Below are 23,830 nucleotides of genomic sequence, written 5' to 3'. Positions count from 1 at the left end.
ACTCCAGTTAGTTATTGATAATTTGGTTTTTTTTTGGTGTTAATGATGCGATATTCTGCCAGTTGCTGTGCGGCTTCGTTAGTAGTGATATTTTTGCGTTTAGCTATGTCGAAAATGGTGAGCAGGGTGTCATAAATTTGATGTACTTGCTGCATAACTTTAGTGTCTTCATAGCCAATCATTTCGTTGTAAACATTAATTAAACCCCCGGCATTAATCACATAATCTGGGCAGTAGGTAATACCTTTTTCCGTGAGCATTTGACTATGTGTTTTTTCATCTGCTAGTTGATTATTAGCAGCGCCAGCGATGATTTTTGCTTTGAGTTGGGGTATTGTTTGCTGGTTGATGATTCCGCCTAGGGCGCAGGGAGCGAAGATATCAACATCTTGTGAGTAAATTTCTTGGTTACTAACAACTGTAGCGTTAAAAAGTTGCTGCATTTCTGCCGTTTTAGCTGGATCTACATCGCTGACATAAAGTTTGATTTTATGTTCGTGTAAGTAACGGCAGACATTTTTACCAACATTTCCTAGTCCTTGAATAGCCACCTTCAGCCCTTGAAGTTCTCGACTTTGCCAATGGGCTTGTACTGCGGCTTTGATGCCTAGAAATACTCCTAGGGCTGTGATGGGGGCGGGTCCGCCGGATTTTTCTTCTCCTCCTACCACGTATTTAGTTTGTTCACGAATTACTCGTACATCTTCAGGGGTGAGGTTAATATCTTGTCCTGTGATGAATTGTCCGTTGAGGTTGTTGATAAAACCTGCATAGGCTTTGAGCAGTTCTGGGGTTTTTTGCTGGGGATGGGCTATAATTACTGCCTTTCCTCCTCCCATGGGGATGTTAGCGCAGGCTGCCTTGTAGGTCATACCTCGACTGAGGCGCAGCACATCTGTTAGTGCATCTTCCTCACTCACATAAGGGTAGAGTCTTGTGGCTCCCATAGCTGGACCCAGGCTGGTGTTATGGATGGCGATAATTGCTTTTATGGGAGGATTTTTGCCATGACAGAATAGCACCTGTTCATGACCCATGTCTTTTACAGTTTCAAACAGTGGCATTGTGCTGATTGGTTAAAGTGCAGGAAATGAGGCTGGTTTACTACCGTTAATTTGCTTTGTTGTCACCCCTTGAGCTGCTAGACTTTTGTTTCTACCACCAGAGGGGGCTGGTTGGTCTGGGTCAATGACAACATCAACGAGAAAGGGAACTTTGGCAACCATGGCTTGGTTTAATGCTGGTTCTAAATCTGATTCCCGCACTACTCCCACTGCTTCTGCTCCCATGCCGCGAGCGATCATGGTAAAGTTAGTTTCCGGCATTTCTGCATCTGCGCCTTGTAAACCTAGGGTTTTCATGCCTTGATGGCACATATTGTAACGGGCATCGTTGAGTACAATCCACACTGCGGGGATGTTATATTTAACGGCTGTGCTAATTTCGTTGTTCATTAACATAGCTCCGTCGCCAACAATGGCTACTGCTTTACCTTTTCGGGCTTGGGCCGCTCCTAACACTCCTGTTGCAGTGTGACCCATGGCCCCTACACCAGTGCTAACTCGGTAACGCTGGGGGTGGTCAAACCGCAGTAGATGAGTTGACCAGGTGAAGGAGTTACCACATTCGGCCATAATCACAGCATCACTACCTTCTACAATGATTTTTTGAATGGCTGCCATTAAAAATTCCGGGCGCACTGGACTATCATCTACTGTGGCGGCGTGGGTGATGATGGGGGGCTGTGGATGGGGCAGGGATATGTGTGTGATGGTAGGAATTTCCTCCCATTGTTGTAGTAATTGTTGGAGATAAGCTTTGATGTCGCACTGAATGGGGAATGTTTCTGCGTGTGGATAAGCTACTCCTGGAACTTCTGGGTCGATATCTACATGAATAAAACCTTGGGGGGGAACCATGGTTTTGTTCCAGAATGATGTGGGTTCTCCTAGGCGGGTTCCTAATACTAGGGTGCGTTGGGGGGTGTGTTCTTCCATATAGGTGAGGACTGAACTATGACCGGCCAACCCGGTCACACCAACAAACTGGGGATGATTTTCTGGGAAGATGCCTTTACCACGAGGGGAACACATAACTGCTGCGCCAGTTTTTTCGGCTAAGATGCGAATTTCATCTGCGGCGTGACGTGCGCCAAAACCCAGCCACATGGCGAATGTGCCTGTGGATAGTAGTTCTATGGTTTTGGTAATGGTTTCTGGACTGGGGGGGTAGGAAAATGTTGGTATGTCTAATGGGGGTAAGGAATCAATTAAGTTGGTTTGGATGGCGGTAGGGATGCTTAAATGGGCAACAAAAGGTCCTGGTTGTGCCAACCCAAGGGCTATTTTCCGGAAGATTTGGGGAATTTGGTCTGGGGATTCTAAAGTGATGGCGTAGTTGAATATGGTCCCTGGAGTGAAGATACCGCTACTGGGTAGGGTGTAGGTGCTGGTTTCTTGAATTGCCCATTTTCCTCTTTGGGATGCTGAGGTGCAGGCTGATAATAAAATTACTTTTGCTCCTTCTCCACGGGCGGCGAATAAACCAGTGAGGGCGTTAGTGATTCCAGGTCCTGCGGTGGTAAAGATTACAGTGGGGCGATGGTTGGCAAAGTAGGCTTCAGTAGCGGCAAATGCAGCCCCTGCTTCGTGGCGGAAGTTGAATACTTGTATGTTGCTATTAGAAAGGGCGTTCCATAGGTTAGCTATTGCGCCGCCGGCTACTCCAAAGGCATATTCTATACCTAGTGTTTCTAATATTTGGGCGATCGCTTCGGCAACTGACAGTTGAGGAGGTTGGTTGAGCAAGAAAGGTTGAATGTCCTTGTTTTGCTCTACTTTTTCCAACTGTTGAGAACCGTTAGGGGAAGATTCTGAGTAGTTGTTTACTGAGAATTCCTTGTATAATTCAGTAGTGATTTGAGAAGTATTGGCATCAGTATAGTTGGGACTCATTTATTTAACTTAATTCCAGAAATTTGCAAAAAGGCTATTTGATAGACAATCACTGTACAAAGAATCTCTAATACCAATCTGTTTGTTATGACCAGATGGTGGAATACTCATTAATTCTTCTGAGATGCTTGTGAGGGCAGTGACTAGATTTCTTGTCACGGTTACACAGTCTTGACTGTGCTGATGGGAATCATCTTAGAATTAATAAAAATATATTTGCAATCAATATTTTTTTGATAGGGTTGTCATATTTTTCGCTGTGATAGGTATGGTTGCATTACATGATCATCTTGTGATTCTTAAAATAATAATCAGATATTTGCAATCAATTTATTTTGGATTAGCTTGTCAGTTTTTTTGTGATTATATTAGCTAAATGCAATGGTTATTATTTGATGAATCTGAAGAGAATCAGATCAGTTTCTCATTTGAAATCAGGAAAATACTCATGTAGATAAAAACTGGTTTTTCTATTTCTATAGATATATAAATACGGGATAAATCAATATTTCATGATAAAATTGTGGTTATTGAAACAAATAATCTCATCCTCATTTATTTTTATTTCATTTTATTTCAGCAGATGTATTTCTTAAGGAAGATGACTGATAAAACTAATATGTATTTAAATTTTTACCAGTGCATAAAAATTAAACAACTTTACATATTATTGTTAATATTTTTTCGTCTTTATCCCCTGTACAAATCAGATAATTTATGAATTAATAGAATAAAGATGGCACATAAAGCTGGCTAAGTTGCGCCCTTGCCAAAGTTGATGAAATGCTCAATTTTCCAGGTAAACCAATGGAACTGATTACGGATATTGATATTACAGATTACAAAAATGTAGAATCGGACATTAATCAAGCTTTAGAACAAGCAAAACAACTGAGTGAACTAAGAGGGTGTTTTCTTTCTATGGTTTGTCATCAATTGCGTACTCCACTGAATATTATTTCATTCTCCAATAGTTTACTTAAGGAACAGGTGAACAAACACACAGATAAAAAAATACAACCATTGCTTGGGCATATTGAAAAAGCTATCCAACAAATCAACCAGATTTTAGATGATACTTTGTATTTTGCTAAGGCAGAAACAGCCAAGATACACTTTCAGCCTCAACGGCTTGATTTAGTGGAGTTCTGTCATAATTTAGTATCACAAATACATATGAGTAGGAGGGAAAAGCCAATTAGTTTTGTGAGTCGATTTGACTTTTTCACTGCTTGGGTTGATGCAAAGTTGCTAGAACCTATTTTGCAAAATTTGCTGGATAATGCCATTAAATATTCTGTTTCTCACCGGAGTGTTGATTTCACACTTGGTTGTGATCATGGCCAGGTAATTTTCCAGGTTAAAGATCAGGGTATTGGTATTCCATTAGAAGATCAACAAAGATTATTTGAGCCTTTTTTTCGCGGGAGCAATGTTGATAATATACCTGGTACTGGACTGGGATTATCGATTATCAAAACTCTTGTAGATTTGCATGGGGGTAAAGTTACTGTGGAAAGTGAAGCAGGTGTCGGTAGTACTTTTACTGTTATGTTGCCATTAATTCAGGAATAATCTGTTTTTTCCTGGTTATGATTTGAGACAATAAACCATTAATTTTGTCAGTTTCCAGCTAAATTTTAGGGTGCTAGAAAATGAATGACGAATCAGTGAAAAAAATTCTGGTAATTGAAGATGATACTGTCAGCCGCAATCTTTATGTAAAAGGTCTTCGGGGTAAAGGTTTTGATGTTATGAGTGTTGAAAATGGTTTTACGGGTATTCAAAAGGCACAAGAGAATGTACCAGATTTGGTTGTTTGTGATGTTACTATGCCTGATATAGATGGCTATGGTGTTCTAACTATGCTACGCCAAGATCCTGTTACGGCAATTATTCCTTTTATTTTTATCACTGGTAGCTCCACTAGAAAAGCTGTTCGTAAGGGGATGGAGTTAGGTGCGGATGACTATATTACTAAACCCTTTACATTAGATGAATTGTTGCGGACAATTACTACCCAGTTGCAAAGACAAGCTTTTTTACAAAGTTGGTGCGCAGCTAAATTTCAGGAAGCTCAAAAATCATCATTAGCAGATGACACTTCAGCTTTGAATCAACCTCAGTCAATATTTCCTTGTATTCCCCAGTTAAAAAAAGTGTTTGACTTTATTGAGGCTCATTATCACGAAGGAATTACACTATGTGATGTAGCGGAAGCAGTTGGTTATTCACCTGCATACTTAACTAATCAAGTAGGAAAACAGACAGGAGAGACTATAAATAGTTGGATTGTTAAACGCCGGATGGAGGGAGCGCGGTTTTTATTACAAAATGATCAACAAACAGTAGAGCAAATTGCTAGAGCATTGGGTTATCAAGATGTTTCGCATTTTTCCCGTCAGTTTCGCCAACATCATGGTTTACCTCCCCATGCTTGGCGCAAGGAACATCAGGCGGGCTATTCCAAAGTTAAGGTGAGTCAATAAGGATAGGGAATAGGGAACAGGGTTTTACTGAAGTCCCGACTACCAGCTACACCGCCCAAAAAGTTGGGGTAGTTCTGGGGTTCTCAGAACTACCCTAATTTTAGTTAAATTGCCAAGGAGGTTAATTAGGCAAAAGCAGCAGTTTTGACATCGTTATTGGTCAAAATTTCTTGCAATTCCTCAGCATCTACCGTTTCTTTCTCAACCAGCATATTGGCGAGGTGATCGAGGATGTGGCGATTGTTAACTAATACTTCTTTAGCACGTGTATAAGCTACATCCACAAGTTTACGAACTTCTTCATCAATGGCTGCGGCTGTTTCTTCGGAGAAATCACGCTCGGACATGATATCTCTGCCTAAGAACATATTACCTTGCTGACGACCCAAGGCCACGGGTCCGAGGCGATCGCTCATACCAAAGCGGGTAACCATTTGACGGGCTACACGGGCTACTTGTTGCAGGTCGTTGGAAGCACCTGTGGTAACTTCTTCTTCACCAAAGATTAATTCTTCAGCTAGACGACCACCTAAAGCTACAGCCATTTGATTTTCCAGATAAGCGCGGCTGTATAACCCTGTATCCATACGGTCTTCACTGGGGGTAAACCAAGTTAAACCACCAGCACGACCACGAGGGATAATGCTGATTTTTTGTACTGGGTCATAGTCCGGCATTAAAGCACCAACTAAGGCGTGACCGGCTTCGTGATATGCTACTAGGGTTTTGCGCTTCTCGCTCATTACCCGGTCTTTCTTTTCTGGACCTGCTAACACGCGGTCAATGGCATCATTAACTTCGTCCATAGAGATTTCTGTTAAATTGCGCCGTGCTGCTAAAATTGCTGCTTCGTTGAGCAAGTTAGATAAATCAGCACCTGTAAAACCGGGAGTACGACGGGCGATTTTATCTAGGTCTACATCCTTAGCTAAGGTTTTACCACGGGCGTGAACTTTGAGAATTTCGCTGCGTCCCGCATAGTCAGGACGATCAACAACTACTTGACGGTCAAAACGACCAGGACGCAATAGGGCTGCATCTAAAACATCCGGACGGTTAGTGGCAGCAATAATGATAATGCCTGTATTGCCTTCAAAACCATCCATTTCTGTGAGTAATTGGTTCAGGGTTTGTTCCCGTTCGTCGTTACCTCCGCCTAAACCGGCACCCCGTTGACGACCTACAGCGTCAATTTCATCAATAAAGACGATACAAGGAGCGTTGCTTTTAGCTTGCTCAAATAAGTCGCGGACGCGGGAAGCACCCACACCTACAAACATTTCTACAAACTCAGACCCAGAGATGGAGAAGAAGGGTACACCAGCTTCTCCGGCTACAGCACGAGCTAGAAGGGTTTTACCAGTACCAGGAGGGCCAACCAATAATACACCTTTAGGTATTTTTGCTCCTACTGCGGTGAAGCGATCGGCATTTTTAAGAAAGTCCACTACTTCGTTTAATTCCAGTTTGGCTTGGTCAATACCTGCGACATCACCAAAGGTTACTTGAGTTTGTGGTTCCATTTGTACTCTTGCTTTGGACTTACCAAAGTTCATGGCTTGGTTACCAGGCCCGGTTTGAGCGCGGCGGAGCAAGAAGAATAAACCCACTAGAAGCAATACAGGGAAAAATAAACTGCTCAGTGCTTTAAACCAAAATCCTTCGTCTGTTTGGGGCAGAACAGTGATATCAACGCCTTTTGCCGTCAAGTTATTGATTAAATCGGGGTCGTTGACTAAATTAACTATCTTTTTGTCACCATCTCTGGAGGTAACAAGTGCTGTAGAGCGGTCTGCACTCAGACTCACTCTATCTACTCTGCCATTGTCAACTTCTTGAATAAATTGACTGTATCGCCATGTTTCTCTAGTTTGGGGTTGTTTGTCAAAGAATGCTGTACCTAGAGCAATCACAACTATAAAAAGCAGCGCATACAGCCCCGCGTTTCTCCATCTTTTATTCACTGAGGTCTATCCTCCTGTATTTTTTGTGACTTAGCGTAGCTTCTCGGATATGAGAGGGCATTATTAAGAATTATGTTAACTTATCTTAAGGTATAACATAATTGTGGTGCTGTCATGTTAGAAAAACCCCCTGATTTGTGCAAAACAAGGATGGTAGGGATTGTATTCTAGCGAGCCTGTGGGCTGGTGGACGGTGTGAATGGGGATAATCTCTACCACACTATTAGTGTAGGCGATGGCTTCAAATCCCCGCACCAAGTCTTGATGCCAAGGTGATTCCCTGACCATGGGCAGCTTTTTGATTAATTGCGATCGCACTATTCCCGGCAAAATTCCCCCTGTTAATGGTGGTGTCCACCAATTACCATTTTGCCATCCCCACAGGTTACCGGTGGTAGTTTCTAGCCAATGACCAGCTTCATTAATTAGTATTGCTTCTTGAGAATTTAACTGTTGGGCGTGGGTTTTGGCTAACCAAGCACTCAGGTAGTTGCCGGTTTTATGAGCAGGAAGACTGCGATAAAAGTTGGACATTGCCAAAGTTGTGGTAATACCGTGTGCTTGCTTTATTGCTAAATCCGGTGGTAATAATCTCCCTGTTATCCATTCCCGCCCATCAGGAAAAAGGGTAATTCTGAGAATGGGGAAAATTTCCCCCAGGGTTGCTGCACCTTGACGGACTAGATTCCAGTTTGGTTCTGACCAGTTAAAATGTTTTAATGAGTCAAGTAGGCGATGGCAATGTGCCCCCCAGTTAGTTAAACTACTATCCAGGCATTGCTCATAAACCCGCATTGTTGTAAACACTGTAGCCCCATAAACTAACCCCGGATCATAAATATCTAATTCTAGGGTCTGGGACTTAATCAGTTTGCCGTTGTACCAATAAATAAGACTAACCTCGCTAGTTGAAAAATTCCCAACTTGCCGGCTTCTCAGCCAAGCCGGCGTAAGTTTTCATTCATCCGATGTGGGGAACAAAATTCTGTTACCCTGTGGGGTAACTATCACCTTCCCCCCCAATGCTTCTATTTCACTAATTGCTCTAGCACGAGTTTTATCATCAACTTGATTATTTAACACCATTACCCAGGCTGCTATTTGCGCGTTTTTGCTGTCAGGATTTTGACTTAAGAAGTTAGCCGTTTGCTGAGAACTGGCAACGATTGATTGACTTTCTTCATCTGAAAAATTACTAGCCCATTGTGCTGCGGTTGCAAAAGATTCTTGGGCTGATTTTTGATCTCCTAAAAATAATAACTGATCTATTCCCTTATAACGCCAAACATAATATGACCTTTGAGGAACCCAGGGAGACAAGGACTGTAAACCCTGATCTATTAGTTCTATAGACCGTTCTGGCATACCAGCGTAAATAGAGACACTAGTAGAAAGACTTAAATAAGCTGGTAAAAATCGCGGGTCGTGTTTTAAAACAATTTCAAAATATTCTGGACTCAAAGCATAACCAGTTTGCTCACGGGCTGCTTCATCGCCAAAGTATTGTAAATAACCAAGATAAGCCCAGTTGGCTAGTAAGTTATCATAGCCAAAACTGGGAGTTTTTTTCAAAAAATTAAGCCGAAGAGTTTCAGCGCTAATGTCTCTTTCTAGAGCCTCTAGGGAGGTGCTTCGTTTAGTTTTTAACAAGTTTTCCAGTTGAGGCAATTGAATTAAGCTAACTGCCAGGAGAGACAAACAGCCTACTACTGGTGTAATGACAGCTTGACGAGATAAAAACAACATATACTGCTTGTTTTTCTAGATGCCAAACCTCATACTTTGATGGGTTGTGGAGTAAAAACAGCGCCTAGGGCGCTGCTAACTCTAAAATATCTTACCACTTAACAGTGAGGATGTGGCACCGCTCAGGCGCTACCTGTAAAGGCAACTTCGGGGAACTTCAATTGAGCTTCTGCCATCGGTCGTTTTCTGCCTTCCTCTTGCCAGTAGTTAATCACTTCTGTGGCTTTATTGAGCAATTCGACCCGATCTAGGTCACTAATCCAGTGTTTAGCCTCTAATTCCTTTTTTAATTCTTCCCAGGCATCATTGCGAGGCCAGAAAAAATACTTGGTCAAAGGACTTGTACCTTTGCCTACAACTTGATCCACTGCTAAAGCGACGTTTTCTTCCAACCAAAGAATTTTCAGAATGAATTGGGTCAATCACACCTCCCTTGGGAATCTCTTGATTATTGTGCTGTGCGATCGCCTATTCTAACCCAATACTCCACCTAATGACCAATAGTCGCTGCCAATTGCTCCACCATCACCGATTAAAATTTAAAAGCTGCTTTAATTCACCAAATTTTATGACTGCAAAATCTTCAGTGACAGCAATTGTCGTTTTTGATATTGACGGTGTGGTGAGGGATGTAGGCAATTCTTACCGCCGGGCTTTGGCGGACACTGTAGAGCATTTCACTAATACAGCCTATCGTCCCACACCAAAAGACATTGACCAGCTAAAATCTGAGGGGATTTGGAATAATGACTGGGAAGCCTCCCAGGAATTGATTTACCGTTACTTTGAATCCCAAGGACAAACCCGCCGGGAGTTACAACTGAACTACAACGCCATAGTTACTTTTTTTCAATCTCGTTATCGAGGTACAGACCCAGAAAATTGGGATGGGTATATCTGTAATGAACCATTATTATTACAACCCAGTTATTTACAAGAACTGACAGGATCAGGGATTTCCTGGGGATTTTTCAGTGGTGCTACTCGTGCTTCTGCGACTTATGTTTTACATAAACGTCTAGGTTTACAGTCGCCGGTGTTAATTGCCATGGAAGATGCTCCAGGTAAACCAGACCCCACAGGACTTTTTACCACCATTGAACAGTTAGAAAATCAAGTAAATAACACTTCACCGATTATCTATGTAGGAGATACGGTAGCTGATATGTACACTGTGAGAAAAGCGCGAGAAATCCATCCCCAACGCACTTGGCTGGGTGTGGGAGTTTTACCACCTCACGTCCAAGCAACAGCAGCTGATAGTCATGCCTATAGTCAAACATTATTAGCAGCAGGGGCAGCAATAGTTTTAACTAATGTGCAAGAACTAAATCCCGTCACAATAGCAGAATTATTGCTGGAAATGGGAAAACTTGGTTAATTGTGATATTTCGCTCACAATTTACTGTCTGCAATTACAGAAAAGGAAAAGCCTGGCATTGCTCAGATACTTTGGCTATCCTTAGTATAAGTCCTGGGGTAATTTTCCGGTGCGTTGGCGGTAGCTCACCGGAATTATTGCTTTTGGTGTTAGTTGATTATTCTGTTGTTTTAGCATTTCATGAACCCATGCCATACAGTGATTTTACAGTCAGAAAAGTTAAGCAAACCTTTGGAATTAACACCATCGAAAATCAAAAGTTTTTACCAGATATACCAATAATTAATCCTACTCCCACTCTAGCTTCTTTTTTAGAAGAAAGTTTACCCTTAGCCATAGCCACAGGAAGTGAAAAAGCACGTTCTGAATTAATCATTAGTCCGGTATTATTAGAAGTACGCAAGATTTTACACCGAACAATTAGTTTATTCTCCGGTGCAGATTTTTCTGTAGATCCTAGTTTAGGATTAACTGGAGTTTGTGATTTTATTCTCAGTCTTTCACCGGAACAGTTAGAAGTTGAAGCTCCAGTAGTTGTCATTGTAGAGGCTAAAAAAGCGGACTTAAATTCTGGTATTGGTCAGTGCATTGCGGAAATGATTGCAGCTCAAAAATTTAATGAAATCAATCAACCAGCCATTTCTACAATTTATGGTAGTGTCACCAATGGTACTGCTTGGCGGTTTCTGCAACTCAAAGAACAAACTGTCACAATTGATCTTACAGATTATCCACTGCCTCCGGTTGATGTCATACTAGGAATTTTAGTCTGGATGGTAACTTGTGCTAAATAGATAGTTGCTCCACAAAATTTCTATGGTCATCACTGGACAAGCCCTGCTGCAAAACTTTTAATACTTTAGCTAAATCTCCCGTTAACAATGCAGTTTTATCTAACCATAAACCGGGAAAAACTAGGGAAAAAATTATATTATCTGCATTGGGTTGCAGTTGAATATATTGCCCTTGTTGCAACTTAAACCAATCAAATTGCTGGTCATAAACTCGCCAAATTAAATATTCCTGTACTTGATTACGACGGTAAACTTTAAGTTTTTCATGCAAATCATAGGAAGCACTAGAAGCAGCAATCTCTACAATTAGTTCTGGCGCACCTTCTAAATAATCATCTTCACTAATCTTAGATTGTCCCCCTGTTACAATTCTTAATAAACCATCTGGCTGTGGTTGGTTATCAGCATCAAGGCGAACAGTGGCATTGTCAGCCAAACCTACCCCTGGGGTGGCTGCTTCATAAGTACCTAACCAAGTCATCATGTAAGCATGGGGTTGGCCATGACTTTTAATTCTTACTGGGGATGGTAGGTAAACTACTCCTTCTATTAATTCCGCCTTTTTGACATGGGGCATGGCCTGGTAACGGCGCTCAAATTCATAACAGGTTAATTTATCACCGTTTTCTAAAGGCGGAATTGTGGAGAGAGGAGAAGTTACAGTGGTGGATATCATAATATATTTAGTACCGTCTCCAATTACAGAAAAGCAAAAGTCTGGCATTCCTCAGATACTTTGGCTATCCTTAGTATAAGTCTTGGGGTGATTTTCCGGCGCGTTAATAGAAACGTTGACATACTCACCGACCGGTGAGTATGTCAATTTACTGAAGATGCAAAAATTTATCTAAAGCAGCCACCATAGTGGGCGGCCAACGGCGAATATTTTTGACCCAGTTGATGTCTTTGTAACGGTTATCCAGTCCATAGGCTGCTACCCAGTTACTTTCTGCTTCGCCTTGGTTGCCATTGACCCAATAAGCAGCGGTAAGGGCGGCGCGCATATCGGCAAATTGGGGATATTTGCGCACTATGTTCTTCATTTCCCGAATTGCTGCTTGAATTTCACCAGTTTGATAAAGGGCAAGGGCATAATTAGCCCTGGCAAAGGCAAAGTTAGGGGCAATTTCTACGGATTTTTGGAAGTCTCGGATGGCCTCTTGCCATTGTCCTAAACCTGATTTGGCATTACCCCGATTGTTGTATGCCATGGCATCATTAGGATCAAGTTCTAATACATGATTATAATCCGCGATCGCCTCTTGCCATTTACCTAACCCTTCCCAAGCAGCACCACGGTTTAAATAAGGGTCGGTGGCGTTGGGGGCTAGTTGTATAGCCTGATTGTAATCTTTTAATGCTGCCAGCAATTTGTTCTGACTGACCCGGGAATTACCCCGGTTACTCCATGCACCTGCATTGGTGGGAAACTGCTCAATAATTTGTGTCCAGTAAATTTCTGCTGTGGCAAAATCACCTTTATTTGTGGCTACTAAGGCTTTATTTGCTAGTTCATTTCCTTTGTCCAACTGTTCTTGAGTAATCATGGGGGTTTCTGATCCTGCCATGGCTGGTATACTCCAGCCCAGAACTACCAATAGACTCAAAACCAGACCAATTAATTTCATCATCTATAATTTTCCTTGACCTAAATATCAACGGCGAGCAGAGCTAATGGCTTCAGACATGGGGGTTAGCCGTTGGCGATTTTAATCACCTTCCCTATTATTGAACTAATTCCCTCCTCTAATATACGATGCCCTAGGTATTAAAACTACGGTGGTTTTTGTTTTAACTTCATCATGAAGTATTGGTATATTTTTTAATCTTTTTTATCCTTTCGCTGAAAAATATATTAAGCGGGTTCAACGCAATATTTATAAAAAGAAAAAGGGGTCATCTGGTAGAAGAAAAGCCGTGAGAATGCTGCTAAGAATATAAAAATGGCCGGCATGGGGTATCGGCACCACCTAAAATGGACAGGGAGTGACTGTAAGACTGTTTCGGCAGCGAGTTACTGTGAACTCTCAAGAATCACCGACCTTCAAGGCCGGTGAGTATGTCAATAGACGATTTAAAGCCTAAATGTCGGTATGCTGCGGTGGTTGCTATTCTCCCCCTGGGAGTGCGGCTTAAATAGCCAATTTGCATGAGGTAAGGTTCATAAACTTCTTCAATTGTTTGGGTATCTTCACCTGTAGCAGCCGCAATTGTTTCTAATCCCACTGGTCCACCGTTGAACTGTTCAATTATCACACTCAGCATCCGGCGATCTGTCCAATCTAAACCGCATGGATCTACTTGAAATAGTTGTAGTGCCTCGGAAGCAACGCTTTCAGTAATTACACCCGCCTGTTTTACTTCTACATAATCACGTACACGTTTAAGTAATCTATTGGCTATCCTTGGTGTGCCCCTAGAACGTCGGGCAATTTCTGTAGCGCCATCTTCTGCTATGGGGGTTTTCAACAGGTGAGCGCTTCTAGAGACAATTTGGCTGAGTTCTTCAACTTCGTAAAAGCGCAGTTTTTGGATTAACCCAAAGCGATCGCGTAATGGTGAAGTCAAAGCCCCCACACGAGTGGTAGCTCCCACTAAGGTAAATTTATTCAGTGGTATGCTGCGGATCCGGGCGCTGGAACCTTTGCCAATGGTGATATCTAAACGATAATCTTCCATGGCTGGATAAAGAATTTCCTCTGTCATGCGCGACAAACGGTGAATTTCATCAATAAATAAAACATCTCCAGGTTGGAGATTCACTAGTAGCCCAACAATATCTCTAGGACGTTCTAGGGCTGGGGCACTGGTGATTTTGTAGTTGACTCCCATTTCTGATGCTAAAATTATTGCCATTGTTGTTTTACCCAATCCTGGGGGTCCGTACAGCAGCAAATGATCTAGCACTTCAGCCCTTGACTTAGCTGCTTTGATGGCAATATCTAACACATCTTTTAAGTCTTTCTGTCCGATGTAATCGGCAAATCGCTGTGGTCTAATGCTTTCTTCTTGCTCTTCTGGTTCGTCATTGGTGGCTTGAGGTTGCAAAATGTTCTCATGGGCGGGTTTGTCAGTTGACCCCCGCTTGGGCTGTGGTTGTCCGTTGGGTTCTTGAGGCTGTTTTTTTGAGGAGATTATGGCCATAATTCAGCTATCAACTTGGACTAAAAGACTGTGGTAAGGCCATTTAGGCCTCAAGGCTAGTGTGAGTAAACAAAAGGAAAATTTTTCTGTGATAACTACACGCATCAATTTAAAATTTAAATTCCAGACGATTACCCAAAACTGAAAAAATTATTATGTTGTCTAAAAGAATTTTACCTTGCTTAGATGTGAAGGCGGGACGTGTTGTTAAAGGAGTTAACTTTGTAGAACTCAAAGATGCAGGGGATCCTGTAGAACTGGCAAAGGTTTACAACCAAGCCGGGGCTGATGAGTTAGTGTTTCTGGATATTACCGCTACTCATGAAGACCGGGACACAATTATTGAGGTGGTTTACCGCACTGCTGAACAGGTTTTTATTCCCTTGACGGTGGGTGGTGGTATTCAATCCTTAGAAAATGTTAAAGCTTTATTACGAGCTGGGGCTGACAAGGTTAGTATTAATTCTGCGGCAGTACGCGACCCAGACTTGATTAATCGGTCCAGCGATCGCTTTGGTAATCAATGTATAGTTGTTGCCATTGATGCTAGACGCAGGACAGATCCCAACAATCCAGGCTGGGATGTTTATGTGCGCGGTGGTAGGGAAAACACTGGTTTAGATGCCCAACGTTGGGCACTGGAGGTTGAAAAACGTGGAGCTGGAGAATTACTGGTGACTAGTATGGATGCTGACGGTACTCAAGCTGGCTACGACTTAGAGCTAACTAGAGCCATCGCCGAATCTGTACAAATTCCAGTCATTGCTTCTGGGGGGGCGGGTAACTGTGAGCATATTTACACAGCACTAACTGAGGGCAAAGCGGAAGCGGCACTACTGGCATCATTACTTCATTATGGGCAATTAAGCGTGGCGGAAATTAAAAACTATTTGCGCGATCGTTCAGTACCAGTACGCTTATGACCTTGATGGCAACAATATCATCAAAGTTTAACTACATCTATCAGCGGTTAGATACAGTTCTCTAAAAGGGTGTTAAGATTGGTTTAAAACTATGAATAAATATTAAGAAATATTATGCTGGTCTTTATCTTACTGTTTGACGTGGCTTTAGTGGCTTGGTCTCTGCACCTGATGGAAAAAGCTGTGGAGCATAAAGAATTTTCTTTAATGTTGGCTGGAACTCTGGTTGCTGTGGCTGCGGCTGCCATGTTGGTAGTTTATTTCCTCATGGGACATTGTATGAGTTATTTGTTACAATTGTCTTAGAAAGTCCTCAGTAGTAGAAAATCCGCACAAAATTTAATTAGCAAAAATTAATTAGCAAAATTTAACTAGTAGGGCTTGACAAACCTGAAATATTGAGGCATTATGAAAAAGCATCGCATGGGGCTATAGCGCAGTTGGTAGCGCATCTCAATGGCATTGAGGGGGTCAGCGGTTCGAATCCGCTTAGCTCCATATATTTTATTTATATTAATGAGCGAATGAGCGGTATTCTCTAACATTTTGTTGGGAAAAAATGTAGGGACTTTCTCCAGAAAGTCTCTACAACTCTTGCAGTGTGCTTTCAATCTGTTTTATCTACATCCCAAGGACTCGCGAGTATCAACACCAGTACGAGAGTTGACCCCAGCCGCTTTAGCGCAAAGTTTTTTAATCTCTACCCCATCTAAAATTGCGTCAGTAAAATCAGCGCCAGTGATGTCAACATGATTAAAAACAGAACGTAACATCATAGCATTAGTAAAGATTGCATCGGTTAGATCTGCATCTTGAAACTGGGTCAAATAGGCTATACCATCACTAAAATCTACACCGTGCATATTTACACCCTCCAACTGAGAACCATTAAACACACCGCCCCGGAAATCAGCATTACTAAAGTTAGTCTTCTCTAAAACTACATTGGTAAACTCATATCCTACTAAATTTTGACCAGAGTAATCTTTAGCCATCAGTTCCTCACCAGCAGAACGGGTGATACTGGAGGAACTAGCAGCTTGCGCCGACGGGGGAAATAAAAACAGAATTGTGGCTAACACCAAACTAGCTAGTAGCTTTATATACTTCATTGTCTGTTATTAACAAATCTCAACAATTATATTATTCACTATTAAACCTTATTGATAATCCAAACTTTATGTGATTAACGGGGAAAAATTTGATCAATTGGGCAGGGCAAACCTAAAATATTGAGAGCATTGATTATCAACTAACAGTGGGGATCATGATGTCTGTGCAATTGCTAAGACGAAAATTCACAGTTGGGGAATATCACAAAATGGCTGAGTCAGGAATTTTCACAGAGGATGACCGAGTGGAACTGATCCGGGGAGAAATTATTGAAATGTCACCCATAGGGACAAAACACGCAGCTTGTGTAAATCGACTGGTGAATGGGTTGGTGCAGGTGTTGGGTCAACAAGTCATAGTTGCTGCTCAAAACCCTATTGTGTTGAACAATAACTCAGAACCTCAACCAGATGTGGCATTACTCAAACGCCGTGATGATTTTTATCAAACAGCACACCCCCAAGCTGAAGATATTTTTTTAGTAATCGAAGTAGCTGATTCTACTGTCATGTATGACCGGGAAGAGAAAATTCCTTTATATGCCGCAGCAAACATCATAGAAGTGTGGTTAGTAGATATTAACCAGAAAATTGTGGAAGTTTATCAACAACCTACTACCGCAGGATATCAGGTGATGGAAAAGTTTTCTCAAGGTGAAAGCTTATCAATTCTAGCTTTCCCTGATGTCAATATTGCGGTTAATAAAATTTTAGGAAATTAATCTGTCCCATTGTTTCGGTCAAAATATCAAGCATCCCCTAGGATATATATTGACGTGCGATGGCAAAATTACCCGTGGCTAATCAAGAACACATCACCCCATCCCTAAGACGAACTCCTTTATATCAAGTAGGTGTAGAACTCAAAGCCCGCTTTACCGGCTTTGGCGGTTGGGAAATGCCAGTACAATTTGCTGGTATTAACCGCGAACATGAAGCGGTGAGAAATGCTGTGGGGATGTTTGATATTTCCCACATGGGCAAGTTTACCCTCCGGGGTGAAAACTTGATCAACCAACTCCAGGGTTTAGTACCTTCCGACTTAAAGCGGTTACAACCAGGACAAGCGCAATACACCGTATTGTTAAATTCCCAAGGGGGAATTATTGACGATGTGATTATTTATTATCAAGGTGAAGATGCCACCGGTTCACAAACAGCTGTGATGGTTGTCAATGCCTCAACCACTAGTAAAGATAAAGCATGGCTAGAGCAACAGCTGGACTTAAATCAGGTGCAACTCATAGACCAGTCGGCGACACAAGTTTTAATTGCTGTGCAAGGGCCAAAAGCCGTTGAGTATCTCCAGCCCCTGGTAAAAGAAGACTTACAACCAATTACAGCTTTTGGTCATCTCCAAGCCACCATACTAGATCAACCCGCTTTTATTGCCCGCACGGGCTACACCGGGGAAGATGGCTTTGAAGTGATGGTAGATCCAGATGTGGGAGTGCAATTGTGGCGACAACTCTATCAAGCTGGCGTTACCCCCTGCGGACTGGGTGCTAGGGATACCCTGCGACTAGAAGCAGCAATGGCACTTTATGGCCAAGATATCGACGATACCACCACCCCTCTGGAAGCTGGTTTGAGTTGGTTGGTTCATCTGGATAGCAAAGGTGATTTTATTGGTGGAGAAGTAATAGCAGAGCAAAAAGCAAAGGGAGTGCAAAAGCGATTAATGGGGTTACAAATGTTAGGGCGTAATATTGCCCGTCATGGCTACCCTGTTTTATCCGCAGGTGAAGTTGTGGGAGAAATTACTAGTGGAACCTTATCGCCCACACTGGGTCATCCCATCGCCTTGGCTTACATTCCCACCCAACTGGCAAAGGTTGGTGAACAGCTACAAGTAGAAATACGTGGCAAGGCTTACCCAGCTATTTTAGTTAAACGTCCTTTTTATCGCTCCACAAATCGCCTCACTAGCTGATAATGTGTTTTGAGTTACTCAATCTCAGGTTATGGTGGATTATTCAACATAACTTGGATAACTTGGGGGCTTTAACTATTTTGACCAAAAAGGAAAAAAAGATATGTCTTTTCTGCCGAACGATTGTAGATACCTCGATAGTCATGAATACGTGCGACTAGATGGTGAAATTGCCACCATTGGCATTACTAAATTTGCCGTTGACCAACTCGGGGATATAGTATTTTTGGAACTGCCAGAGATGGGAGACGTTGTTACTAAGCGAGAATCTTTTGGCACTATTGAATCTGTGAAATCCGTTGCAGAATTAAACTCACCAGTAACCGGTACAGTGATAGAACGTAATGAGACTTTGCTTGAATTTCCGGAACAAGTGGCAGATGATCCCTATGGGGAAGCTTGGTTTATAAAGGTACGTGTCAACGACCCTGACGAGGTACTGGATGCTTTGACAGCCGATGAGTATGGCGCTCTGGTGGAAGGGGAGTAGGGGAATGAGGGGGAAGAATGGTTAATTTACTCCCCCCTGCTTAATTTAATTAACAGATGGGTAAGTCTCACCTATTACAAATATTTGTTGCAAAATATGAAATAGTTACGTTTGGAGTTTAACTTGTGGTGTATTTCGCCTCTAGTCCTATATCAAAGGACCAACAAACAGGGAGTCAAAGGAGTTCCAAGTCAAGCAACTTCTCACAACGACACATTGGCCCCAACTCCCAAGATATCCAAGAAATGCTTGGTGTTTTGGGTTTTGCTGATCTGGACTCCTTGATAGATAAAACAGTACCCCAAGCTATCCGGCTGAAAAAAAAACTCAACTTGCCAGCAGCCCAAAGTGAGTATGCAGCACTGGCACAATTAAAACAAATTGCTGCTAAAAATCAAGTGTGCCGTTCCTTCATCGGTACAGGATATTACGACTGCATTACTCCCCCGGTAATTCAGCGCAATATCCTAGAAAATCCTGGTTGGTACACAGCCTATACACCTTATCAGCCAGAAATTGCCCAGGGACGACTGGAAGCGCTGCTGAATTTTCAGACCATGATTATTGACCTCACGGGTTTGGAAATTGCCAATGCTTCATTACTGGATGAGGCTACAGCAGCAGCAGAAGCCATGAGTCTCAGCTATGGTGTATGCAAAAGTAAAGCCATCGCTTATTTTGTCTCTCATGATTGCCATCCCCAAACTATCAATGTCTTACAAACTAGAGCAAACCCCTTGGGGATTAAGATTATTGTGGGCGATCATCAGTCATTTGAGTTTGACCAACGGATTTTTGGGGCAATTCTGCCATATCCTGCCAGTGATGGCACGATTTATGACTACCGCGCTTTTATTGAAAAAGCCCATGCTCAGGGTGCATTGGTAACGGTAGCAGCAGACCCTTTAAGCTTAAGTCTACTGACACCACCAGGAGAATTTGGTGCTGATATTGCTGTAGGCAGTACTCAGCGCTTCGGTATTCCTTTGGGGTTTGGGGGACCCCATGCAGCCTATTTTGCTACCAAGGAACAATATAAGCGCCAAGTTCCAGGGCGCATTGTTGGAGTTTCTAAAGATACTCATGGTAAAACCGCCTTACGTCTGGCCTTACAAACCCGTGAGCAGCACATCCGCAGGGAACAAGCCACTAGTAATATCTGTACAGCACAAGTATTATTGGCAGTAATGGCGAGTATGTATGCTGTATATCATGGTGCTGATGGTATAAAGAATATTGCTGAGAATATCCACAAATTAACGGCAACTTTGGCAGCAGGGCTAAAACGACTAGGTTACAGCATTAGTTCTGAACATTTTTTTGATACTCTGCGAGTAGAATTAGGGACAAAATCCCTGTCAGAAATTCTGGAGGCTTGCCAAAGGCGAAATATTAACCTACGGGTTTTTGATACCACATCTGTGGGTATTTCCTTAGACGAAACCACCACACCAGAAGATTTAATTGACCTCTGGCAAATTTTGGCTTTTACAGATGACCTACCTTTTACCACAGAAGAATTAACTTCTTCCTCATCTTCTCACCTGCCCTTCCCTCGCAGTAGCAGTTACCTCACTCATCCTGTCTTCAACCGCTATCATTCAGAAACTGAGTTGTTGCGTTACCTGCATCAATTAGAAACCAAGGATTTATCCTTAACTACATCCATGATTCCCTTGGGGTCATGTACAATGAAACTGAATGCAACGGCTGAGATGATTCCTGTGACTTGGGAGCAATTTGGTAAAATTCATCCATTCGCCCCTCTTACCCAAACACAGGGTTATCAAGTTCTCTTCCAGCAACTAGAAACATGGTTGGCTGAAATTACTGGATTTGCAGGAATTTCTCTACAACCTAATGCTGGTTCTCAAGGGGAATACACAGGACTTTTAGTGATTCGTCAATATCACGAAACTCGCGGAGAGGGACATCGGCATATTTGCTTGATTCCCTCCTCAGCCCATGGAACTAACCCAGCTAGTGCGGTAATGTGTGGGATGAAAGTGGTTGCAGTTGCTTGTGATTCCCAAGGTAATATTGATTTAAATGACTTGAAGGCCAAGGTAGAAAAGCATAAGTCGGAACTAGCGGCCTTGATGGTGACATATCCTTCTACTCATGGTGTGTTTGAGGAAGCAATTCAAGAAATCTGTGCTGTTGTCCATAGCCACGGTGGACAAGTATACATGGATGGGGCGAATATGAATGCCCAGGTGGGTATTTGCCGTCCTGGAGATATTGGCGCAGATGTTTGTCATTTGAATCTACACAAAACTTTTTGTATTCCTCATGGGGGTGGTGGTCCTGGTATGGGGCCTATTGGTGTGGCTGAACATCTTGTACCTTTTCTCCCCGGACACCCAATTATACCCACAAATCGGCAGTCTGCTATTGGCGCGGTTGCTGCTGCGCCTTGGGGTAGTGCTAGTATCCTAGTTATTTCTTGGATGTACATCGCCATGATGGGTGCTGATGCTTTGACTCATGCAACTAAAGTGGCAATTCTCAATGCTAATTACATCGCCCACAGGCTCAGTCCTTATTACCCAGTTTTGTATAAGGGGAAAAATGATTTAGTTGCTCATGAATGTATTTTGGATTTGCGATCGCTGAAAAAATCTGCAAACATTGAGATTGATGACATTGCCAAGCGGTTAATAGATTACGGTTTCCACGCGCCCACGGTTTCTTGGCCTGTGGCGGGTACTATTATGGTGGAACCGACAGAAAGCGAATCTAAACAAGAGTTAGACCGTTTCTGTGATGCTTTGATTGCCATTCGTGGGGAAATCTCCGCTATTGAAGCAGGTAAAATGGATATTGAGGATAACTTGTTAAAGAATGCACCTCACACGGCTGAAAGCCTGATTAGAGGAGAGTGGAATCATCCTTATGATCGTGAACAGGCTGCTTACCCTGCACCCTGGACACGAGAACATAAGTTCTGGCCGAGTGTGGGTAGAGTAGATGCAGCTTTTGGCGATCGCAATTTTGTTTGTTCTTGTTTGCCAATGGAAGCTTATAACTAACTCTTTTGAGTAGGTCAGGTGCGTTATGGATTAGGTCCTAACGCACCGACAACTAAGCATAATGCTTTGTTAAGGCTTCATTGGTTCAATGTTATTAATTCGCTCTAATTCTGACTTGATAGATAAAGGTTGATACCCCCATGAAAAGGCTTGGGAACTATCCAAAGAAACATCTGCCGGTCTAGGTGCTGCCATTTTTACATCTTGCTGTCGGCAACTTTTTAGTCCAATTGCTGGGAGTTGAAATACTTCCACTAACAGCCTGCCGAAATCATAACGGGAAATTCGCTCTTTCCCCCCTAGGTGAATCAGCCCATTAACTTTTTCTAAAGCTAATAAAATTCCTTGGGCGGCTGTGATTCCACTGATGGGGGTACGAAATTCGTCTATGAATAATTTTAATTCTTTGCCCTCTTTTAAGGTTTCTATACATGGTTGAATAAAGCTTTTAGCCGTGGGTGTGGACACACCAAACATTAACGGCATTCTACATACTGCTGTCATGGGATATCGTTCTAACATACCTGTTTCCGCCATGACTTTTTGTTCGCCGTAAATATTAACAGGACACACAGAATCTGTTTCTTGATAAGGTGGGTTTAAACCATCAAAAACCAGGTCAGTTGAAGTAAAAGCGCAGGGTATGGAATAATCAGCGCACAGTCCAGCAATGTTCCAAGATGCTGTGACATTAATGGTATAAGATTCTTGGGGATAAGTCTGACAATGGTTAGGTTTAGATTGTGCTGCGGTATGAATTACTGCTGTGGGATTGATATCCTGAAAGAGTCGCTTTAAGTCGGAAAAATCTGTTAAGTTTACTGGCAGTATTTTTGTCCCTGGTAAATCTAGAGCATGGGTGTTATAAGTACCATAAACTTCCCATTCTTGTTTGGCTAGTTGGCAAAGATGCCATCCTAAAAAGCCACTTGCTCCGGTAATTAATATTCTTTTCATTTTTCATTGGCGGAGTATGGCGTAATGTGTATTCATTTTATTGAATAATTTGTTTAAACTGTTGATGCTGACGCACTTTATAAAAATCTGGGTCAGTTTTGGCTAACTTTTCATACTTGCCAGGAATAAGTTTTATGGCTTTTTCCAGGTTTTCAACAGCTAGTTCAACATTAGCTTGTAAGGCATAGGTACAAGCTTTATTATAATAGGCTTGATGCTTTTTGGGCTGAATGGCGATCGCCTGATCATAAGATTCTAATGCTGCTGAATATTTTTGCATTTTGGTCAGGACAATTCCTCGGTTAATCCATGCTTCATGTTTATTGGGTTGCAGTGCAATGGCTTTATTATATGCTTCTAGGGCTGCTTGATATTGCTGTAGTCCTATCAAAGCATTACCCCGATTATACCAAGCTTCATCTTTCTTTGGTTCCAGTGCAATGGCTTTATTATATGCTACCAGTGCTGCTTGATATTTTTTTAATCCTATCAAAGCATTGCCACGATTGATCCAAATATCAGGGTTTTTTGGTTGCAGTGCAATGGCTTGGTCATATAGTTGAATAGCATCTTGATACCTTTGGCTATCCAGTAAACCATTAGCGTGGTCAAATAAGTTTTGGGCTTTTTCGCTATCCTGAGCTTCTGTCAGTAGTTGGGAGACATTAAATTCTTGTACTACTTGGGTAGCATATTTGGTTGATGATCTTGTCCCATCACCGCAGCCAAATGTGAAGAATATAATCACACTAGGGGCAATTAAGCAACGCCAGAAAACCATGCTATACCTACACAATTAACACAACAATATACAAATATTCACGATTCATATAATATTACCAAAAAAGACACTCAGTTTTTGCATTGATTTTTTCTGATTTTAGACATTAACTCTGCTAATTTATGAATGT

22 protein-coding genes and 1 tRNA gene are annotated in these 23,830 nt (G+C 42.2%); 11 read left to right on the top strand and 12 right to left on the bottom strand.

Translation table 11 applies throughout. The annotated features are described in order from the left end of the window. Window positions 1-11 precede the first annotated feature (11 nt). Both scyB and scyA read right to left on the bottom strand, forming a co-directional pair. Complete coding sequence (gene scyB, locus NWP17_RS15695; protein ID WP_280655805.1) at window positions 12-1,064, bottom strand: tryptophan dehydrogenase ScyB; 1,053 nt, start codon at window positions 1,062-1,064, stop codon at window positions 12-14. Window positions 1,065-1,076: 12 nt separating this feature from the next. Beyond that, window positions 1,077-2,954 (bottom strand): scytonemin biosynthesis protein ScyA, encoded by a 1,878-nt coding sequence (gene scyA, locus NWP17_RS15690; protein ID WP_280655804.1) that lies wholly within the window; start codon window positions 2,952-2,954, stop codon window positions 1,077-1,079. Between the two features lie 807 nt (window positions 2,955-3,761). Here scyA and NWP17_RS15685 point away from each other — a divergent pair. Next, on the top strand, window positions 3,762-4,529 hold the full coding sequence (locus tag NWP17_RS15685; RefSeq protein WP_280655803.1) for a sensor histidine kinase: 768 nt from the start codon (window positions 3,762-3,764) through the stop codon (window positions 4,527-4,529). Between the two features lie 80 nt (window positions 4,530-4,609). Next, window positions 4,610-5,443 carry a response regulator transcription factor gene (locus NWP17_RS15680; protein WP_280655802.1) on the top strand — a complete coding sequence of 278 codons (834 nt, stop codon included), beginning with the start codon at window positions 4,610-4,612 and terminating at the stop codon, window positions 5,441-5,443. Window positions 5,444-5,568: 125 nt separating this feature from the next. Here the strand turns inward: NWP17_RS15680 and ftsH3 are convergent, their stop codons facing one another. The 4 genes from ftsH3 to NWP17_RS15660 all read right to left on the bottom strand — a co-directional run bounded on the left by ftsH3 (window position 5,569) and on the right by NWP17_RS15660 (window position 9,575). Continuing rightward, window positions 5,569-7,407 (bottom strand): ATP-dependent zinc metalloprotease FtsH3, encoded by a 1,839-nt coding sequence (gene ftsH3, locus NWP17_RS15675; RefSeq protein WP_280655801.1) that lies wholly within the window; start codon window positions 7,405-7,407, stop codon window positions 5,569-5,571. 117 nt (window positions 7,408-7,524) lie between these two features. After that, window positions 7,525-8,298: an aminotransferase class IV gene (locus tag NWP17_RS15670; RefSeq protein WP_280655852.1), complete on the bottom strand. Its 774-nt coding sequence runs from the start codon at window positions 8,296-8,298 to the stop codon at window positions 7,525-7,527. Between the two features lie 66 nt (window positions 8,299-8,364). Continuing rightward, complete coding sequence (locus NWP17_RS15665) at window positions 8,365-9,153, bottom strand: hypothetical protein (RefSeq protein ID WP_280655800.1); 789 nt, start codon at window positions 9,151-9,153, stop codon at window positions 8,365-8,367. Window positions 9,154-9,275: 122 nt separating this feature from the next. Next, complete coding sequence (locus NWP17_RS15660) at window positions 9,276-9,575, bottom strand: 30S ribosomal protein PSRP-3 (RefSeq protein WP_280655799.1); 300 nt, start codon at window positions 9,573-9,575, stop codon at window positions 9,276-9,278. A 146-nt stretch (window positions 9,576-9,721) separates the two neighbouring features. Here NWP17_RS15660 and NWP17_RS15655 point away from each other — a divergent pair, with 146 nt between their 5' ends. Together NWP17_RS15655 and NWP17_RS15650 are read left to right on the top strand one after the other, a co-directional pair. Continuing rightward, window positions 9,722-10,534 (top strand): TIGR01548 family HAD-type hydrolase, encoded by an 813-nt coding sequence (locus tag NWP17_RS15655; protein WP_280655798.1) that lies wholly within the window; start codon window positions 9,722-9,724, stop codon window positions 10,532-10,534. A 188-nt stretch (window positions 10,535-10,722) separates the two neighbouring features. Next, the gene (locus NWP17_RS15650; protein WP_280655851.1) at window positions 10,723-11,328 is read left to right on the top strand and encodes a hypothetical protein; all 606 of its coding nucleotides are present in this window, start codon (window positions 10,723-10,725) and stop codon (window positions 11,326-11,328) included. On the opposite strand, the gene NWP17_RS15645 is transcribed toward NWP17_RS15650, so the two are convergent. The 3 genes from NWP17_RS15645 to ruvB all read right to left on the bottom strand — a co-directional run bounded on the left by NWP17_RS15645 (window position 11,321) and on the right by ruvB (window position 14,472). Then, complete coding sequence (locus NWP17_RS15645) at window positions 11,321-12,004, bottom strand: Uma2 family endonuclease (protein ID WP_280655850.1); 684 nt, start codon at window positions 12,002-12,004, stop codon at window positions 11,321-11,323. The two genes, NWP17_RS15650 and NWP17_RS15645, sit on opposite strands and share 8 nt — an antisense overlap. A gap of 148 nt (window positions 12,005-12,152) precedes the next feature. Further along, on the bottom strand, window positions 12,153-12,959 hold the full coding sequence (locus NWP17_RS15640; protein WP_280655797.1) for a tetratricopeptide repeat protein: 807 nt from the start codon (window positions 12,957-12,959) through the stop codon (window positions 12,153-12,155). A gap of 403 nt (window positions 12,960-13,362) precedes the next feature. Continuing rightward, window positions 13,363-14,472 (bottom strand): Holliday junction branch migration DNA helicase RuvB, encoded by a 1,110-nt coding sequence (ruvB, locus tag NWP17_RS15635; RefSeq protein WP_280655796.1) that lies wholly within the window; start codon window positions 14,470-14,472, stop codon window positions 13,363-13,365. A gap of 155 nt (window positions 14,473-14,627) precedes the next feature. Between ruvB and hisF the strand changes: the two genes are divergently transcribed. The 3 genes from hisF to NWP17_RS15620 all read left to right on the top strand — a co-directional run bounded on the left by hisF (window position 14,628) and on the right by NWP17_RS15620 (window position 15,893). Further along, window positions 14,628-15,395, top strand: a complete 768-nt coding sequence (gene hisF / locus NWP17_RS15630) for an imidazole glycerol phosphate synthase subunit HisF (protein WP_280655795.1) — start codon at window positions 14,628-14,630, stop codon at window positions 15,393-15,395. Window positions 15,396-15,509: 114 nt separating this feature from the next. After that, complete coding sequence (locus NWP17_RS15625; RefSeq protein WP_280655794.1) at window positions 15,510-15,701, top strand: hypothetical protein; 192 nt, start codon at window positions 15,510-15,512, stop codon at window positions 15,699-15,701. 119 nt (window positions 15,702-15,820) lie between these two features. Next, window positions 15,821-15,893: transfer RNA gene (locus NWP17_RS15620), tRNA-Ala, on the top strand. Window positions 15,894-16,012: 119 nt separating this feature from the next. Here NWP17_RS15620 and NWP17_RS15615 read toward each other — a convergent pair. Further along, complete coding sequence (locus NWP17_RS15615; protein WP_280655793.1) at window positions 16,013-16,507, bottom strand: pentapeptide repeat-containing protein; 495 nt, start codon at window positions 16,505-16,507, stop codon at window positions 16,013-16,015. A gap of 158 nt (window positions 16,508-16,665) precedes the next feature. On the opposite strand from NWP17_RS15615, the gene NWP17_RS15610 reads away from it, so the two are divergent. From NWP17_RS15610 to gcvP, 4 genes are all read left to right on the top strand, one after another. Beyond that, on the top strand, window positions 16,666-17,229 hold the full coding sequence (locus tag NWP17_RS15610; RefSeq protein ID WP_280655849.1) for a Uma2 family endonuclease: 564 nt from the start codon (window positions 16,666-16,668) through the stop codon (window positions 17,227-17,229). Window positions 17,230-17,303: 74 nt separating this feature from the next. Further along, window positions 17,304-18,440, top strand: a complete 1,137-nt coding sequence (gene gcvT, locus NWP17_RS15605) for a glycine cleavage system aminomethyltransferase GcvT (RefSeq protein WP_280655848.1) — start codon at window positions 17,304-17,306, stop codon at window positions 18,438-18,440. Window positions 18,441-18,543: 103 nt separating this feature from the next. Next, entirely contained in the window at window positions 18,544-18,930 is a 387-nt protein-coding gene (gene gcvH / locus NWP17_RS15600; RefSeq protein WP_280655792.1) for a glycine cleavage system protein GcvH, read from the top strand. 149 nt (window positions 18,931-19,079) lie between these two features. Then, a complete protein-coding gene (gene gcvP, locus NWP17_RS15595) occupies window positions 19,080-21,962 on the top strand; it encodes an aminomethyl-transferring glycine dehydrogenase (RefSeq protein ID WP_425332675.1) in 2,883 nt (960 codons plus the stop codon). Window positions 21,963-22,031: 69 nt separating this feature from the next. Here the strand turns inward: gcvP and NWP17_RS15590 are convergent, their stop codons facing one another. Both NWP17_RS15590 and NWP17_RS15585 read right to left on the bottom strand, forming a co-directional pair. After that, window positions 22,032-22,919 (bottom strand): SDR family oxidoreductase, encoded by an 888-nt coding sequence (locus NWP17_RS15590; protein ID WP_280655790.1) that lies wholly within the window; start codon window positions 22,917-22,919, stop codon window positions 22,032-22,034. A 37-nt stretch (window positions 22,920-22,956) separates the two neighbouring features. Further along, on the bottom strand, window positions 22,957-23,700 hold the full coding sequence (locus NWP17_RS15585; RefSeq protein ID WP_280655789.1) for a tetratricopeptide repeat protein: 744 nt from the start codon (window positions 23,698-23,700) through the stop codon (window positions 22,957-22,959). Window positions 23,701-23,830: the final 130 nt, after the last annotated feature.

This window comes from Chrysosporum bergii ANA360D (genome assembly GCF_029891735.1).
Lineage (GTDB): Bacteria > Cyanobacteriota > Cyanobacteriia > Cyanobacteriales > Nostocaceae > Umezakia > Umezakia bergii.
The sequence above is the reverse complement of the archived record's forward strand: the minus strand, read 5'-3'. Positions and strand labels throughout refer to the sequence as shown.

Excerpts from the sequence above, each read along its gene's own strand:
- scyB (WP_280655805.1), bottom strand. The coding sequence starts at position 1,064 with ATGCCACTGTTTGAAACTGTAAAAGACATGGGTCATGAACAGGTGCTA.
- scyA (WP_280655804.1), bottom strand. The coding sequence starts at position 2,954 with ATGAGTCCCAACTATACTGATGCCAATACTTCTCAAATCACTACTGAA.
- NWP17_RS15685 (WP_280655803.1), top strand. The coding sequence starts at position 3,762 with ATGGAACTGATTACGGATATTGATATTACAGATTACAAAAATGTAGAA.
- NWP17_RS15680 (WP_280655802.1), top strand. The coding sequence starts at position 4,610 with ATGAATGACGAATCAGTGAAAAAAATTCTGGTAATTGAAGATGATACT.
- NWP17_RS15665 (WP_280655800.1), bottom strand. The coding sequence starts at position 9,153 with ATGTTGTTTTTATCTCGTCAAGCTGTCATTACACCAGTAGTAGGCTGT.
- NWP17_RS15655 (WP_280655798.1), top strand. The coding sequence starts at position 9,722 with ATGACTGCAAAATCTTCAGTGACAGCAATTGTCGTTTTTGATATTGAC.
- NWP17_RS15650 (WP_280655851.1), top strand. The coding sequence starts at position 10,723 with ATGCCATACAGTGATTTTACAGTCAGAAAAGTTAAGCAAACCTTTGGA.
- NWP17_RS15645 (WP_280655850.1), bottom strand. The coding sequence starts at position 12,004 with ATGATATCCACCACTGTAACTTCTCCTCTCTCCACAATTCCGCCTTTA.
- NWP17_RS15640 (WP_280655797.1), bottom strand. The coding sequence starts at position 12,959 with ATGATGAAATTAATTGGTCTGGTTTTGAGTCTATTGGTAGTTCTGGGC.
- ruvB (WP_280655796.1), bottom strand. The coding sequence starts at position 14,472 with ATGGCCATAATCTCCTCAAAAAAACAGCCTCAAGAACCCAACGGACAA.
- hisF (WP_280655795.1), top strand. The coding sequence starts at position 14,628 with ATGTTGTCTAAAAGAATTTTACCTTGCTTAGATGTGAAGGCGGGACGT.
- NWP17_RS15625 (WP_280655794.1), top strand. The coding sequence starts at position 15,510 with ATGCTGGTCTTTATCTTACTGTTTGACGTGGCTTTAGTGGCTTGGTCT.
- NWP17_RS15615 (WP_280655793.1), bottom strand. The coding sequence starts at position 16,507 with ATGAAGTATATAAAGCTACTAGCTAGTTTGGTGTTAGCCACAATTCTG.
- NWP17_RS15610 (WP_280655849.1), top strand. The coding sequence starts at position 16,666 with ATGTCTGTGCAATTGCTAAGACGAAAATTCACAGTTGGGGAATATCAC.
- gcvH (WP_280655792.1), top strand. The coding sequence starts at position 18,544 with ATGTCTTTTCTGCCGAACGATTGTAGATACCTCGATAGTCATGAATAC.
- NWP17_RS15590 (WP_280655790.1), bottom strand. The coding sequence starts at position 22,919 with ATGAAAAGAATATTAATTACCGGAGCAAGTGGCTTTTTAGGATGGCAT.
- NWP17_RS15585 (WP_280655789.1), bottom strand. The coding sequence starts at position 23,700 with ATGGTTTTCTGGCGTTGCTTAATTGCCCCTAGTGTGATTATATTCTTC.